The organism is Streptomyces sp. NPDC107517, from assembly GCF_055582645.1.
Genome location: NZ_JBVJPM010000025.1, coordinates 1 through 15062 on the forward strand (window position 1 = coordinate 1; position 15062 = coordinate 15062).

Genomic DNA, 15062 nt, shown 5'->3' on the forward strand with positions numbered 1-15062 from the left:
TGCTCGTGTTGCTCTTCTTGCTCACTACCTGGAACTGCTTCCTCCGGGACCTGTCGTCCCAGTATCAGGCTGTCCAGCTCAGAGGGGGAACTTCACCTTGATCGACACGGTTGCGCTTGTCGGTGTGGCCGCACTCGCAGCACATCTGCGAGGTGTACGCGGGATCGACGTACACCAGCGGCACACCGGCGCGCCGGGCCTTGTAGACGATGAAGTCTCCGAGCTGGGAGAAGGCCCAGGAATGGAGCGTGACCCGTTGCGGCTTGCGGAGCCGTACCCTCTGCCGGATGCCTGTGAGTTCTTCCAGTGCGATACCGGCCGAGGTGCGTTCAGCCTCGGTCACAATCTTCTTCGCGATGACGTGGTTGGTGGTCGTGGCGTGCCGCTGCTCGCGGCGCGAGCGTTCCTTGAGCCTGCGCTTGGCGGACTTGGTTCGCTTCTTCTGGAGTTTGGCCCGCAGCGTGAGCTGCCGCTTGCGGTACCGGTTGAGGCCGCGCCCCGCGGGCTGGTAGCCGGTGGACGTGGTGGCGATGTTGGCGATGCCGAGATCTACGCCGACGAAACCGTCCGGCTCGTACACGTCGGGCTCGGGTACCTCGCACGTGGCGATCAGGTAGAACACGCCGTCACGTTCTATCAGGTCGGCTTCGCCCTTGCGGAACTCGCGGAGTGTCTTGAGCGACTGTGCCGAGCACACGAACCGCACACCTTTGAGCCGGCCGACCGTCGTCCAGATGCTCACGGTCTGGGCGTCGTACTGCCACGAAAGGCACCGGTCGTCGTACGGCTGAGCCGCGTTCGGCCGGAACGTGATCGGCTTCGACTCGGCCTTGATCCGGCGCTTACTGCCGGTCTTGCCGAGGTTCCCGGCGCGGATGTTGGCCTTCAACGTGGTGTAGGCGTCACGCGTTTTCTTGATCACGTGTTGTGCCGCCTGAGCGCCGAGCCCGAGTTCCTTGAGCTGCGCATAGGTGTGCTTGCGCAACTCGTACTCACGCGGAACGCCGTGCTTGAACGCCACCCGCGACACCCAGCACGCGGCCTTGTTAACGGTGCGCAGGGTCGCCGACAGCGCGGCGGCCTGGTCGGCCTCCGGTATCAGCTTCACCTGCGTCACGATCTTCACAAGGCGGGATCGTAGCGTTGATCTATGTCACCTCGCTGGTAACCAAACCCCAACATCCACAGGGGTCGAAGCGTCGTCCACACCCTGCACGCCCGATCAGGTCTTGTAGCCGTCAGGCGCCACTTCCTTTTAACTCCGTTATTTCCTTGCGGAGTTGTTTTGACACGGCTCGTACGTCTCCGTACGCCAAGATGGTGGATCTGACCTGAGGGAAGCTACACGACGGGGGCTCGCGTTGGATCGCCTGGCAGAAGCGGATCTGGAAGTGACCGGGCGGCCGGCGCCCGCTGTGCTGCCCGCGTCACTGCGGGCGTGGCTCGGGCTGGTAGCGGCCCTTGCCGCGCTGGTGGTCGTCGTGCTCGGGGTCTTGTACGCCGGCCACAATGAGCCTGGCGCGGTGGACAGTTGGATCGTCCCACCGACGGCGGACAGTGTGCGGCCGCCGTGGCGGCACGTGGCTGTGGCCCTGGACCTCCTGGGGGAACCCGCGGGAGCAGCGGCGCTGATCGTGGCCATCGTGACGGGGTGCCTACTGCTTCGGCGTCCTCGCGCGGCGGTGTTCGTCGTTGCCGGGGTCGGCGTCACCGTGGGGACGGTGAGACTGCTCAAGTCCCTGGTGGGGCGCACCATCCACGGCGAGGGCAACCTGTCCTATCCGAGCGGGCACACCGCCTTCGCCACCGCTCTCGCCCTCGTGATGGCGCTGCTGGCGACCGGCCGGCTCGGCGTCGGCAGGGGCGCCGGCACGGTACTCGTGCTCTCCGCGGGGCTGGTGGCCGGCGCCGCCATGGGCTGGGCGGAGGTCGCCCTCGGCTCGCACTACCCGACCGACGCTCTCGGGGGCTGGTGCACCGCGCTGGCGGTGACGCCGGCGACCGCTTGGCTGGTCGACCGGCTCGCCGGCCGCGTGGTCGACGTCGGTCGGATGGCGCGCCGCTGACGGTGCGTCACGTCTGGTCATGCCAAGCGGCGGAATACCGGCTTCACCGCACGGCCGGCCATCCAGGGAGTGGGGTCGGCGGCGTCCAGTGCCTTCCGGTACACCGCGCACGCCTGGGCGACCACGTCGACGGTGCGGTCGATGTCGGCGTCGCTGAGCGCGCTGCTCACCACGAACGACGGGGCGAGCACCCCACCCGCGAGGAGCTGGCGCAGGAACAGGGTGCGGTACTGCTGCGACGGCTGCCGGTTCTCGTCGAGGGTGGCGAAGACCAGGTTGCTGGCCCGGCCCCGGACGGCGATGTGGTCGCCGACGCCCATGGTCGCCGCGGCGTCGCGGACACCGGCGGCCAATCGCTCGCCGAGGGCATGGAGGCGCGCCGTGATGCCCTCCTCCACGTAGGTGGTTTGTACGGCCATCGCTGCGGCCAGGGAGTGCGTTTCCGCCCCGTGCGTGGTGGACAGCAGGAACACCCGGTCGCCCGAGTGCCGCAGCCCGCCCCGCTCCATCAGGTCACGGCGCCCGGCCAGCGCCGAGACGGCGAACCCGTTGCCCAGGGCCTTGCCGAACGTGGAGAGGTCGGGGACGACGCCGTACAGACCTTGGGCTCCCGCCTCGGACCAGCGGAGGCCGGTGATCATCTCATCGAAGATCAGTACGCAGCCGTGCCGGTCGGCCAGCTCGCGCAGGCCCACGAGGTATCCGGGAGTGAGGTCTTCGCTGCTCGGACCGAGTTGAGAGCCTGGCGCAGGCCGGGTGTGCCCGGCAGGTTCGAGGATCAGGCAGGCGACCTCGTCCTGGTACCGGGTCAGCAGCTCCTCGGTGGCGGCCAGGTCCCCGTACGGGAACGCCAGGGTGAGCTCGGTGGTCGCCGCCGGGATGCCGGCGGACATCGGTGTGGTGCCGATGAACCAGTCGTCGACGGAGAAGAACGGATGGTCGCCGCAGATGGCCACCCGCGGGCGGCCGGTGACGGCGCGGGCGAGGCGCACCGCGGCGGTGGTGACATCGGAGCCGTTCTTCGCGAACTTCACCATCTCGGCGGTCGGCACCGTGGCCAGGAAGCGTTCCGCGGCCTCGACCTCCACGATGGACGGCCGGACGAAGTTGCTGCCGCGGCCGAGTTCCCGCCGCACCGCCTCGATCACGCGCGGATGGGCGTGGCCGAGGCTGACCGACCGCAGGCCCGAGCCGTACTCGATGTAGCGGTTGCCGTCGATGTCCCACACGTGGGCACCGTGGCCGTGGCTGATGACCGGGGCAAGGTTCTCGGGGTACTGGTCGTCGCCTTTGGCGTAGGTGTGCGCGCCCCCGGGGATCATGGCGTTCAGCCGCTCGTTCGCCATCCGCGACCGGGGCAAGTGGAACTCTTCGGTGTCCACGCTGAGTTCAGCTCTCTTTCTGTTTCAGGACCTCGGCGAGGCTCGGCGCCTCGCGGTCCCGCTGGGACATCGATGTGGCGGGCAGCGGCCAGGGAATGGCGAGCTCCGGGTCGTCGAAGGCGATCGTCACGTCCTCGGCCGGATCGTGCGGGCGGTCGATCCGGTACGAGGTGTCGGCGGTTTCGGTCAGTGCCTGGAAGCCGTGGGCGCAGCCCGCCGGGATGTACAGGGTCGCCTGTGTCTGGCCGGACAGCTCGAAGAAGGCGCGGCCCAGATAGGTCGGCGAGTCGGGCCGCAGGTCCACGACGACGTCGAAGATCTTCCCGTACGAGCACCGCACCAGCTTGGCCTCGCCCGCGCCGGAGCGCAGGTGCAGGCCGCGCAGCACGCCCCGGACCGAGCGGGACAGGCTGTCCTGGACGAAGGCGTCGGGGTCGAGGCCCACCGAGCGGACCACGTCGGCGTCGAAGGTGCGGCAGAAGAAGCCGCGTTCGTCGGCGTACGGGGTCGGCTCGAAAAGGTAAGCGCCGTCGATCGCCGGGACTTCGGTCGCCTTCATGGAGCCTCCCGCAAGGTGTGGGTTTCGTCGGTCGTTGGAAAACCGGGCCGCTTTCAAGGCGACCGCAGGGTGTGGGCCTGGTCGGTCGCCGCGAACAGGGCCGCTGTCAGGTCGGTGAACTGGTGCTGGAGGCGCTGAGCGGCGTCCTGGTTCCGCTCGTCGAGGGTCCGCCGCAGCTCCGCCGAGCGCTCTTCCAGGGCCCGGAACTGCGCGAGCAGCCGGTCGGCGTCCACCGCGCGCGCCGGGTGGCAGTACGCGCCGAGCCCCATCTGGGCCATGAGCGCGTCGCTCTTCGCCGCATAGCTGAGGGCGAGCGTCGGTACGCCGGTCTTCAGCGCGCAGATCAGGTTGTGGTACCGGGTCGCCACCACCGTGTCGGCAGCCACCATCTCCTTCATCAGGTCGGCCAGTGAGGTCGCCTCGGCCGCGGTGACCAGCGGCGAGTCCACCGCGGCGAGGATCGTGGCGACCACCGACGCGTCGCTGTCGTCACCGGTGATCAGCCGGACGGGCCTGCCCTCCTCGGCCAGCGTGCGGACGAACCGGATCGTCCCGTCGAGGTAGCGCCGGTGTATCTCCTGTGCCCGGGCGCGGTCGTCGTTGCCGCCGTGGAAGTCCATGACTCCGACGCAGACCGGGCCCGGCGGGCCCGAGGGCGTGGTCGCGGGCGGCCCCGGCAGGGCGAACGCGAGGTCCGGATAGACCTCGTCGCGCGCGGTGTTCACGCCCATCGCCCGCATCGCGTCGCGGGACTGCGCGTCCCGGTACGACCGGTAGGTGGCCAGCCGTGCCGACCAGCGCACCAGGGCCCGGGTCGGCCGGTTGCCTATCGCGGCGGCGCCGACGCTGACCAGCGCGACCCGGGTGCGCAGCAGCCGGCCACTCGCACAGAGCAGGAACAGCGAGTACGGGAAGCCCCAGGGCCGCAGCGGCAGCGTGGCCTCCAGGACGCCCATGCCCGGCACGATCACCACGTCGTGCCGGCGCACCCAGGCAGCGGTGCGGACGAGGTCGACGAGTTTGCCCAGAGCCTTCGCCGCGATCGCGCCCGCACGCGACGCCGTCCGGTACTCCCCGCGGTACCAGTGCAGCCGCGTCGCGGGGATCCCGTACCGGGTCGCGACGGCCTCGGGTCCGGCGCACAGCGCGTCCACGACCGCCTCCGGGTGCTCGGCGCGGAGGTACCCGAGCACTGCTTCGAGCGACCCGTCGTTGCCGAGGTTGCCGGAGCCGAGAAGGCCGAACACCCCGACGCGCACCGGGGTTTCCTTCTCCGGCGTCACGCCTGCCTCCCCTCACGGCCGGCGACGAGGGCGTCGACGGAGACGGTGAGCTGGGCCGGGTCGACCGGGGCGCGGTCCTCGACCCGCTCGCCGGCGCCGGGCCGGACCCGGCTGGTCATCCATGCGGCGAGGTGGCTGTAGCACGCGCGCCGGTCCGCCGGGGACAACGGCGCCCGCCGGATCGCCGCGACGAAACCCCACATGTACTCGGCGAGCAGCCGGGGCGTGGGGTGCAGCGGGCCCGACCGGCGCGGGTCCAGGTTGACGCACCGGGCGCGCTTGGACGGGTTCGCGCGCTCGGCGCGGGTCGGGTGGTCACGGCGGAAGTACAGCAGTTCCGGCACCTGGTGGAAGGGCCCGTGCAGGGTGATCTCGGCGACGAAGGTGCGGTCCGCGTGGTGGTAGCTGTCGAGCGGCTTCACGCGGCGCAGCATGTCGGCCCGCATCACCCCGTAGAAGTCGTCGCCGCCGGGCTCGAAGAGCAGACTGCGGAAGCGCTCCGGCGCACGCGGCGAGTCGGTGGCGAGCCCGTACTCGTAGGGGACCTTCAGCCGGCCGTCGCCGTCGATGACCGCCTGGCCGGAGTGCGCGAGGATCACGTCCGGCCGCTCGTCCAGCGCCTCCACACAGCGCCGCAACAGGTCCCGGCCGTACAGGTCGTCGTGGGAGGCCCACTTGAACAGTTCGCCGCGGCACTCGGCGAACACGCGGTTGTGGTTCGGTGTGGCGCCGATGTTCCGGGGTAGCCGGAGGTACCGGATGCGCGGGTCCAGCGCGGCGTACCGGCGGCAGATGTCCTGGGTGCCGTCGGTCGAGGCGTTGTCGGAGATGACCAGCTCGAAGTCCTCGTAGGTCTGGCCGAGCAGGGCGTCGAGCGACTCGGCCAGGTACTCCTCGCCGTTGTACACGGGCAGGCCGATGCTCAGCCTGGGGTGGGGGGTCATGACGTCCTCACTTCGGGAGTGGAGTTGTGGTGGCGCTCGCGCAGTGCGGACCGCAGGTGCAGCCACCAGACGGCCGAGCCGCTGACGGTCGCCGCGGCGACGCCCCAGGCCGAGCCGACCGTGCCGGCGACGGCCGCCCCGCCGAGCCCGCCGCCGACGTAACAGGCGGAGGCGAACAACTGGCTGCGCAGGCTGCGCCGGGCCGCGCCGAGCGCGCGCAGCCCAGCCGCCGCGCCGGTGCCGAGGCCGGCGCCCGCGACGCTGAGCGTGACCGGCACGATGAGCTCCGCGGCGGAGTGCCAGACGCCGCCGAGCACGAGATCGCCGAGCCGGTCCGGCATCAGCAGCAGCGCCCCGCCCCAGAGCAGCGCGGCAATGGCCTGCCCGCCACCGAGCAGGAGGCAGAAGTGGCCGAGGCGGTCCGGAGCCCGCCGCAGCACCCGTGCCGCCTCCGGGACGGTGACCAGCGAAAGGCCCATCAACACGGCGAGGAACGGGCCGAGCAGCAGTTCGGCGCCCCGGACCGCGCCCACCGCGCCGACTCCGACGATCGCGCCGAGCCCGTACGCCCGCAGCTGGCTCGCGCCGCTGAGGCTGACGTTCTCGACGAGGTACCGGTAGCCGAGGTCGCGCTGCTCACGCAGCCATCCGCGCGCTCCGGTCAGTTGTGGCCGGATTCCGGACTGGAGGCAGCCGTACCCGGCAGCCACTGTGGCGGACGCGCCCCAGGCGAGCACGAAAGCGTCCACGGTGTCCACGTGGGCCGCCACGACCAGGGCGGGGACGAGTGCGACGCCCCACACGAGGTCGTTGACGAACGCCTTCCGCCCGGTGCCGGCGGCGAAGAACGAGAACCGCCATGCGTCCTGCAACAGCAGCCCCGGCAGCATGACACCGAGGCAGGCGAAGGCGATGCCCACGCGGCCGCCGAGAGCAAGGCCGACCACCACGGCCGCGGCGCCGAGCGCGGCACCGACGCCGAGCGCGGTACCCGTCGACCGGGCCACCGCCCCGCGCCAGGACGCGTCCGACACGCCGCTGAAGCGCACGACGAGCGGGTCGGTGGCAAGGCCGCGGGAGACGTTGAGCACCACGCCGTAGGTCACCCAGGCCAGGCTGAACACGCCGAACGCGGTCACCCCCAGCGAGCGGGCCACGTAGATCCCCACCACGAAGTTGCTCAGGCTGGAGGCGGCCTGGTCCGCCAGTCCCCAGGACAGCCGGCCGACGAGGGCCCGCCGGGCGGACCCGGCCGGTGTCGTCGCCTCTCCCTCGGTGGTCATCGGCGTCATGCCTTGATCAGCCCGGCGCCCTGCAGGGCGTCGGCCGCGCCGGCCACGGCGCTGAACGGCAGCCCGGACCGCTCGGCGACGTCCAGCAGACTGTGCTCGCCGTCGGACAGACTGAGCACCCAGAGCATGGCCATCTGGGCCTGTCTGGTGTCGCTGCGGCCGCCGAGCGCGTCGTACAACCCCCGTCGGCCCAGCTGTGGTTCGCCGTAAGGGCTGAGGTTGACGTAGCGCCGGTTGCGGTCGAGGACGCCGAACGCCTCGCGGCAGACGGCGAGGGTGTCCGCCATCGCCTCCGGGGAGACGAAGTCCGGGTTGTCCGCCGAGGTGTGGTACTCGGGGTACCCGGCGTACGGGGTCCGGCTGAGCGAGCCGACGCCGAGGTCGAACCCGGGCGAGCAGTACTGCCGCTCGTCGTAGCCGTACGGCGTGAACTCGTTGACGTGGTGCGGGCGTTCGGAGTCCGCCAGGACGTGCCGCATCACCCGGTCGATCTCCGCGTCGCCCCGCCTGCTCTGCTTGTACGTCAGCTGTCCCGAGTCGCCGGCGCAGGCCAGTACGAGGCCGTGCTTGACCCGCTCGATCCGCTCCGCGTTGCGGGCCAGCCACGTGATCGCCCCGATGGTGCCGGGCGCGAAAATGAACCGGTAGGTGTAGTACGGCGTCTGCTGCGCCAGCGTCCGGGCCAGGTACGTCGCCACCGCGATGCCGGCCAGGTTGTCGTTGGCCAGCGAGGGGTGGCACACGTGGCAGGAGACGATCACCTCGTCGGAGACCTGCCCGGGGACGACGTGCTCGGCGTAGGTGAGATGGCCGTCGGCGAGGGTGGAGTCGACGCGCACCTCGTAGTCGCCGTCCGGCATCGCGTCCAGGGTCTCCTGGGCCAGGCAGAACCCCCATTCCGGCTTGTAGTAACTGGTGCGGTAAGGCACCCAGTTCGGGTGCTCCGGCAGGGTGTGCAGGTGTTCGCGCAGCTCGGCCAGCGGCAGGGTCGCCGACACCGGCACGCTGTAGCCGAGCACGTGCAGGCTGGACGCGGCGAAGTCGACGATCCGGTTGCCCGAGGCGTCGGCGACGTACGCGTCGCGGATGTTCCACTCCTGCGGCACCGTCCAGTCGAGGACCTGCGTCCCGGTCGGCACCTCGTGCACCTGCAGCGGAACGTACTCGCCGATGATGTCCAGCGTGGCGCGCACACCGTCGCCGGTGATGCTCCGGCACAGCGGGTACAGCCGCTCCACCAGCGCATGCATCTCCTGGCCCGCAGAGGTCGTCGTCTGCGCGCCGGCCGCGGTCATCGGCGCCACCGCAGGGTGTCGTCGACGGTTCCGGCGTCGGACGCCGCGCGCAGCACGGCGAGGCGGGTGAAGCGGCTCTCGAAGTCCTCCCGGGTCAGCCCGAACTTCCGGTAGGCGTCGGCGAGTTCGAGTGCGCCCTGCTTCACCGTCCACTCGCATTCGAAGCCGGGGATCGCGGCGCGGAAGCGGGAGAAGTCCACTCGGTACGACCGCGGATCGGCACCGGTCTCCCCCGTGATCACGACCTTCGAGCCGGACACCGCCGCGGCGACCTGCTCGGCGATCTCGGCGACCGTGACGTTGTTGATCTCGCTGCCGATGTTGAACGCCCGGTCGTGCACGGCTTCGCGCGGCGCGGTGAGCGCGGCCGTGAAGGCCCGTGCGATGTCGGCGGCGTGCACCAGCGGGCGCCAGGGGGTGCCGTCGGAGAGCACGAGCACCTCGCCGGACAGGAGCGCGTGGCCCACCAGGTTGTTCAGGACGATGTCGGCGCGCAGCCGGGGTGAGTAGCCGAAGGCGGTGGCGTTGCGCATGAACACCGGGGTGAAGTCGCCGTCGGCCAGGGCGTGCAGGTCGTCCTCCACCCGCACCTTGGACTCCGCGTACGGGGTCACCGGCCGCAGCGGGGCGTCCTCGGTCACCAGGTCGCTGCCGCCGGCGGCGCCGTAGACGGAGCACGTCGACGCGTACAGGAAGCGCCGCACTCCGGCGTCGCGGGCCAGCCGGGCGAGACGCACGGACGCGTGGTGGTTGATGTCGTAGGTGAGCTCCGGTGCGAGGGATCCCAGCGGGTCGTTGGAGAGCGCGGCCAGGTGGATCACGGCGTCCACCCCGGCCACGTGGTCGGCCGTGACGTCGCGCAGGTCCACCCGCGGTCCCTGCGGGTCCGCGGGCTGCGGGCCGAGGACGCAGTCGGCGAACAGGCCGGCGTCGAGGCCGACGACCTCGTGTCCGGCTGCCGTGAGTACGGGGGCCATGACGGTGCCCAGGTATCCCTGGTGTCCGGTGAGCAGTACGCGCAAGGTTCAATCCCCCAGGTCGAGAGTGAGTTTGGTGACGGCGAACGCCTCGGCGTAGCGCGCGTGGCATTCGATGCCGCGGATCCGTGCGAGACCCAGGAAGGCCTCCCGGTCGTACCAGGGCCGGTGCCGCTGCGAGGGGTAGTGCTCCTGCAGCAGCCGCACCTTCTGTTCGGCGATCTCCGGCGACAGCGGCTGGTACGCCGCCGGGCGGCCGAGATCGCCGTCCCACTTGACGATCTCGTAGCCGAGTACGAGGTGGTCGCGGAACGCGGTGGGCATCAGCTGCGCCAGGCCGCGGTGATCCTGGTGCGCGTCATCGGTACGCGGCGCCAGGATCAGATCCGGCTCGGTCTGTCCGCGCAGTTCCTCGACCGCGGCCTTGGCCTCGTCCCAGTGCACGGGCATCCGGCCGTCCGGCAGCTTGAGCACGGTGAGGCGCAGGTCGGCGCCCGGGCAGAAGGCGGCGAGCGCGGCCCGCTCCTCCTGCTCCCGCTCGCTGCCGCCGCCGGAGAGCACCAGCGCGTCGACGCGGAGTCCCGGTCGCGCGAGGCACAGTGTCAGCAGCGTGCCGCCGGCGCCGATGGCGATGTCGTCGCAGTGCGCGCCCACCGCGACGATCCGTTCCAGGGGCCCGGCCCCGAGCCGTATCACGCGCTCACCCCGGCGCTGTCCCGCTCCCACACGGCCCACGGGCGGTCGCCACGGGCGTAGGCCTCGTCGAGCGCGGCGCGTTCCTTCACGGTGTCGGTCGGCTTCCAGAAGCCGCGGTGCTGGTGCGCCACAAGGCGGCCCTGCTTGGCCAGTCGGGCGCATCCGTCGGCGACCAGGTCCCCGTTCTCCGGTATGTGGTCGAAGACCTCCTGGCGGAGCACGAAGTAGCCGCCGTTCTCCCACAGCGGCATGTCGCTCACCGCGGTGATGCCCCCCACCAGGCCGTCCTCGCCCAGGTCCACGCAGTGGAACGAGGACTGCGGCGGCACCACCATCATCGACGCACCGGCGTCACGCCGGGCGAACCGGTCGATCATCTTGGGCAGCGGGGCGTCGGTGAGCACGTCGGCGTAGTTGGCGAGGAACATCTCGTCGCCGTCCAGGTGGTGCCGCACCCGGCGCAGCCGCTCCCCGATCGGTGACTCGATGCCGGTCTGCGCGAACGTGATCGTCCAGTCCGAGATGTCTGTGGAGAGCAGCTCGGTCCGCCCGCCCCGCAGGACGAAGTCGTTGGACGTCGTCTCCTCGTAGTTGAGGAAGAAGTTCTTGATGTGGTGCGCCCCGTATCCGAGGCACAGGATGAACTCCTTGTGCCCGAAGTGCGCGTAGTAGCGCATGACATGCCAGATCAGCGGTCGCGGGCCGACCATCGCCATCGGCTTGGGCACGTCGTCGTCGGCGCCGCTGCGCATCCGCATCCCGTACCCGCCGCAGAACAGTACGACCTTCATGATGTGCCCTCGACAATGCTCAGTTCCGGGATGGGAAAGACAAGGCGGCCGCCCCACTCGTGCACGAAGGACAGCTGCTCGACCAGCTCGGCCCGCAGGTTCCACGGGAGGACGAGGACGTAGTCCGGTTTGTCGGCGGCTATCTGCTCGGGCGGCAGGATCGGGATGCGGGTGCCGGGGGTGAACCTGCCGTGCTTGTACGGGTTGCGGTCGACCGTGTACGCGAGCAGGTCGGGCCGGATGCCGCAGTGGTTGAGCAGGGTGTTGCCCTTGCCCGGGGCGCCGTAGCCAACGACCGTCTCGCCGCGCTCGGCCGCCTCGATGAGGAACTTCAGGAGGTCCCGGCGCACCTTGGCCACCCGGGCGGAGAACTCGGTGTACCCGGACAGCTCCTGCAGCCCGGCGGCCTTCTCCCGGTCCAGCACGTCGGCCACCTGGTCGCTGGGCTCGCCGGCCACCTCGGCCGGCCGGGCCCACAGCCGGATGGAACCGCCGTGCGTGGGCAGCAACTCGACGTCCACGAGCGTGAGTCCGCCGCTGGCCAGGGCCCGGATCGCGGACGCGACCGTGTAGTACTGGAAGTGCTCGTGGTAGATCGTGTCGTACTGGTTCTCCTCGATCAGGGTCAGCAGGTGCTGCACCTCGATGGAGACCCAGCCGTCGTCGGCGACCAGGGCGCGCAGCCCCTGGGTGAACCCGACCACGTCGGGGATGTGCGCGTACACGTTGTTGGCCACGACCAGGTCGGCCGGGCCGTGCTCGGCGCGGACGCCCGATCCGGTGTCCGGGTCCAGGAACGCAGTGAGCGTGGGCACACCGGCGTCCCGCGCCGCTGCTCCGACGTTCACCGACGGCTCGATGCCGAGGCAGCGGATCCCCCGGTCCACCACGTGCCTCAGCAGGTATCCGTCGTTGCTCGCGACCTCGACCACGAAGGCGTCGGGGCCGAGACCCACCCGCTGTACGGCGTCGCCGACGAACGTGCGCGCGTGCTCCACCCAGGAGGTCGAGAAGGAGGAGAAGTACGCGTACTCGCTGAACGTCTCCTCCGGCGTGATCAGCGGCGGGATCTGCGCGAGCCAGCAGTCGGTGCAGACCCGCAGGTGCAGCGGGTACGCGGGCTCGGCCTTGTCCAGTTGGTCCGCGGCGAGAAAGCTCTCACACGGCGGGGTCGCCCCCAGATCGACGACGCTCGCCAGCGTCGCCGAGCCACAGAGTCGGCATCGTGTCATCTACTGTCCCCATCCCCCCTGTTCGCGTGGGTGTCCCCGCCACGAACCAGTGCTGACCGACCCGCGATCGCGGTGCGGTACTCCTCCACCAGGCGCTCGAGGCCGACGGCCGGGCTGAAGCCCTGCTCGTACCGGCGCCGGGCCGCCCGGCCCATCTCCTGGTTGCGGTCCGGCTCGGCCGCGATCCGTCGTATGCAGGACGCGAGCGAGGCGGGCTCGCCCGGCCGGTGCAGCAGCCCGGTCACGCCGTCCTCGACGAGTTCGACGAAGGCGCCATGACCGGCGGCGACGGTCGGGACCCCGGCCGCCATCGCCTCCACGACCACCAGGCCGAACGCCTCCAGCCACGTCGAGGGAGCCACCACGGCGACCGACCGCGCGATCGCCTCCTGGCACTGGGCCGGGTCGTACAGGCCGACGTAGCGCACGTCGTCCCGGCCCGCCGCCCAGGCGGTCACCTCTCCCTCCAGCGGCCCCGTACCGGCGATGACGAGCGGCACACCCACACCGCCGTCCGCGGCGAGCTCGTCCCACGCGGCCATGAGCAGCCGTACGCCCTTGGCCTCCGCGAGCCGGCCGAGATAGAGCACATGCTCGCCGGCGCCATCGCGGCAAGTGCCCGGGTCCGGCACGAAGTTGTGCTTCACCGCCAGCCGCTCGGGGGGCATGCCGGCGCTCACCAGGACGTCGCGCTGCGCCGCCGAGATGCAGAAGAACCGCTCCACGCCGGACCACCACCGCCGCCGGTTGACCGACAGGCTGACCGCGAGCGGCACCGTCGCCAGACGGGAACTCCGGTAGCAGCCGTGCCGGACGGCGGGCAGCGGCGTCGACCCGACGCACTCGGTGCACGGCCGGCCGTCCCGCTGCAGCGTGCCCGGAGGGCAGACCTGGGTGTAGTTGTGCAGCGTGGCGACGGCGGGCACGCCTGCGTCGGCGCAGGCGGCAAGGACCGCCGGCGACAGGAGCGGGAAGACGTTGTGGACGTGCACCACGTCCGGGCGCTCGGCCCGGAGCCGGGCGGCGAGCTCCGTGCGGACCGCCGGGTTCCACGGCACGAGCAGCGGCACCGCGACCTTGCCGAGCAGGGACCGGGCGGCGATGTCGTCGCTGCGCCGCTCGAACACCTCGACCCGGTGGCCGGCCGCGCGCAGCAGCTCCACCTCCTGGTCGACGACCTTGTTCTCCCCGCTCGGCTGCGCCGAGCCGTAGTGGTTGTGCACCACGAGGACGTGCATGGTCAGGACACCTCCGATCTCCGGGCCCACCGTGGGACGCGTTGTCGAGGGGCTGGGGGCGTGGGGAGCGAAGGTGCCTCGACAGGTGCCGCCAGGAGCGAGGCGGCCACGGCCAGATGCAGGAGATACGGCGAGGCGTCGCCGAGACCGGCCTCGGTGTACGACGCGATCGCGCAATAACTGATCAGGAAGATCGCGCAGGCCCTCTGCAGCGACGGTGGCCGCAGCAGCGCCACGCCGCCCAGCACGATGATGATCGCCGCCACCAGGGCGACGCCGGTCAGACCCTGCTCCTGGTAGACGGCCAGCCAGCTGTTGTCGATGGGCAGACCGTCGAACGACTTGTCGCCGAGGCCCATGCCGAACAGTTGCTCCGTGGTCGTCCGGGGAGCCGCGAGGAGGGCGTCCCAGACCTTGGCCCGACCGGTGAGGTTGGAAAAGTTCTCCTGGCTCTGTCCGCGCAGGAACCACGTCTGGAGCGCGGAGGCGAACCCCACCGCGGCGACCACGGCGCACAGCACCGCCCAGGTGAAGAACCGCCGGGCCGCGGCGCTGGTCAGCAGGAGCGAGCCGATCGCCAACACCAGCCCGATGACCAGGCCGAGCGTGGCTGTACGGGTGTGGGTCAGCGCGAGCAGGACGAGCGACGGCACGATGACCAACGCCGCGCTGACCCTGTCGGTGCGGCGTCCGAGGACGAGCAGCACGGTGAGCCCGATGATCACGGCGGCGTACTGTCCGATCTGCGGCGGGGTGAGCGGCCACAGCGCGCCGACCAGGCGTCCGCCGTAGAGGTCGGGCAGGGCGGCGCCCGGTGAGACGACCAGGCCGGCGGCCACCGACCCGAGCACCGCGAAGTACATCCGTATGTGGTGCCGTACGAACGTCAGGCCGCCGTCCCACCAGCGGCTGAGCAGCCACAGCGTGCCGATGAAGAGAGCCAGCCGGGCACAGCGGAACAGCGCGCCGAACCCGGACTGCAGGTCCACGCTGGAGATCACGCTCGGCACCAGCAGCAGGGTGAGCAGCAGCACGAAGGCGCTCGGTCGGATGCGCAGCCGGAGATTGAGTGCGAGCGCCAGCGCGAACGCGGCGACCAGCGCGCCCATGGTGACCATCTGGATGAGGGAGCGGGGCAGCGGGATGATGGTCTCCGCCCCGGCGGAGCCGAGCGTGTTGAGGACCAGCAACCCCCAGACGGTCCCGACGAGTTTCGCTGCGCCGGCCGGGCGTCGTCCGGCGCCGGGCTGCGGGTCCGCCGCGTCCGCTCCGCCCGGCAGTGCGCCGCGCCGCAGGTCGTTGCTCAT

General features: G+C 71.1%; 14 protein-coding genes. 1 reads left to right on the forward strand and 13 read right to left on the reverse strand.

The genetic code is table 11. From position 1 onward, the window contains the following. Positions 1-64: 64 nt before the first annotated feature. Positions 65-1126 carry an RNA-guided endonuclease InsQ/TnpB family protein gene (locus ACZ67T_RS36640; RefSeq protein WP_469990065.1) on the reverse strand — a complete coding sequence of 354 codons (1062 nt, stop codon included), beginning with the start codon at positions 1124-1126 and terminating at the stop codon, positions 65-67. A 265-nt stretch (positions 1127-1391) separates the two neighbouring features. Here ACZ67T_RS36640 and ACZ67T_RS36645 point away from each other — a divergent pair, with 265 nt between their 5' ends. Then, positions 1392-2066 carry a phosphatase PAP2 family protein gene (locus tag ACZ67T_RS36645; protein ID WP_469990067.1) on the forward strand — a complete coding sequence of 225 codons (675 nt, stop codon included), beginning with the start codon at positions 1392-1394 and terminating at the stop codon, positions 2064-2066. A gap of 17 nt (positions 2067-2083) precedes the next feature. Here the strand turns inward: ACZ67T_RS36645 and ACZ67T_RS36650 are convergent, their stop codons facing one another. The 12 genes from ACZ67T_RS36650 to ACZ67T_RS36705 are packed head-to-tail and all read right to left on the reverse strand — an operon-like array spanning position 2084 to position 15062. Next, positions 2084-3448 carry a glutamate-1-semialdehyde 2,1-aminomutase gene (locus ACZ67T_RS36650; protein ID WP_469990068.1) on the reverse strand — a complete coding sequence of 455 codons (1365 nt, stop codon included), beginning with the start codon at positions 3446-3448 and terminating at the stop codon, positions 2084-2086. A 7-nt stretch (positions 3449-3455) separates the two neighbouring features. Next, on the reverse strand, positions 3456-4007 hold the full coding sequence (locus ACZ67T_RS36655; RefSeq protein WP_469990070.1) for a dTDP-4-dehydrorhamnose 3,5-epimerase family protein: 552 nt from the start codon (positions 4005-4007) through the stop codon (positions 3456-3458). Positions 4008-4060: 53 nt separating this feature from the next. Then, entirely contained in the window at positions 4061-5290 is a 1230-nt protein-coding gene (locus ACZ67T_RS36660; RefSeq protein WP_469990072.1) for a polysaccharide pyruvyl transferase family protein, read from the reverse strand. Beyond that, entirely contained in the window at positions 5287-6234 is a 948-nt protein-coding gene (locus ACZ67T_RS36665; protein ID WP_469990073.1) for a glycosyltransferase family 2 protein, read from the reverse strand. The genes ACZ67T_RS36660 and ACZ67T_RS36665 overlap by 4 nt, the downstream gene beginning before the upstream one ends. Beyond that, a complete protein-coding gene (locus ACZ67T_RS36670; protein ID WP_469990075.1) occupies positions 6231-7517 on the reverse strand; it encodes a hypothetical protein in 1287 nt (428 codons plus the stop codon). Before ACZ67T_RS36670 ends, ACZ67T_RS36665 begins: the two co-directional genes overlap by 4 nt. A 5-nt stretch (positions 7518-7522) precedes the next feature. Then, entirely contained in the window at positions 7523-8821 is a 1299-nt protein-coding gene (locus ACZ67T_RS36675) for a DUF4910 domain-containing protein (protein WP_469990077.1), read from the reverse strand. After that, a complete protein-coding gene (locus ACZ67T_RS36680) occupies positions 8818-9843 on the reverse strand; it encodes an NAD-dependent epimerase/dehydratase family protein (protein WP_469990078.1) in 1026 nt (341 codons plus the stop codon). The genes ACZ67T_RS36675 and ACZ67T_RS36680 overlap by 4 nt, the downstream gene beginning before the upstream one ends. 3 nt (positions 9844-9846) lie before the next feature. Next, positions 9847-10494 (reverse strand): PIG-L deacetylase family protein, encoded by a 648-nt coding sequence (locus ACZ67T_RS36685; protein ID WP_469990080.1) that lies wholly within the window; start codon positions 10492-10494, stop codon positions 9847-9849. Further along, positions 10491-11285: a glycosyltransferase family protein gene (locus tag ACZ67T_RS36690; protein ID WP_469990082.1), complete on the reverse strand. Its 795-nt coding sequence runs from the start codon at positions 11283-11285 to the stop codon at positions 10491-10493. Before ACZ67T_RS36690 ends, ACZ67T_RS36685 begins: the two co-directional genes overlap by 4 nt. Next, positions 11282-12517 (reverse strand): class I SAM-dependent methyltransferase, encoded by a 1236-nt coding sequence (locus tag ACZ67T_RS36695; RefSeq protein ID WP_469990084.1) that lies wholly within the window; start codon positions 12515-12517, stop codon positions 11282-11284. The genes ACZ67T_RS36690 and ACZ67T_RS36695 overlap by 4 nt, the downstream gene beginning before the upstream one ends. Then, on the reverse strand, positions 12514-13755 hold the full coding sequence (locus ACZ67T_RS36700; protein WP_469990086.1) for a glycosyltransferase: 1242 nt from the start codon (positions 13753-13755) through the stop codon (positions 12514-12516). Before ACZ67T_RS36700 ends, ACZ67T_RS36695 begins: the two co-directional genes overlap by 4 nt. 2 nt (positions 13756-13757) lie before the next feature. Further along, a complete protein-coding gene (locus ACZ67T_RS36705) occupies positions 13758-15062 on the reverse strand; it encodes an O-antigen ligase domain-containing protein (RefSeq protein WP_469990087.1) in 1305 nt (434 codons plus the stop codon).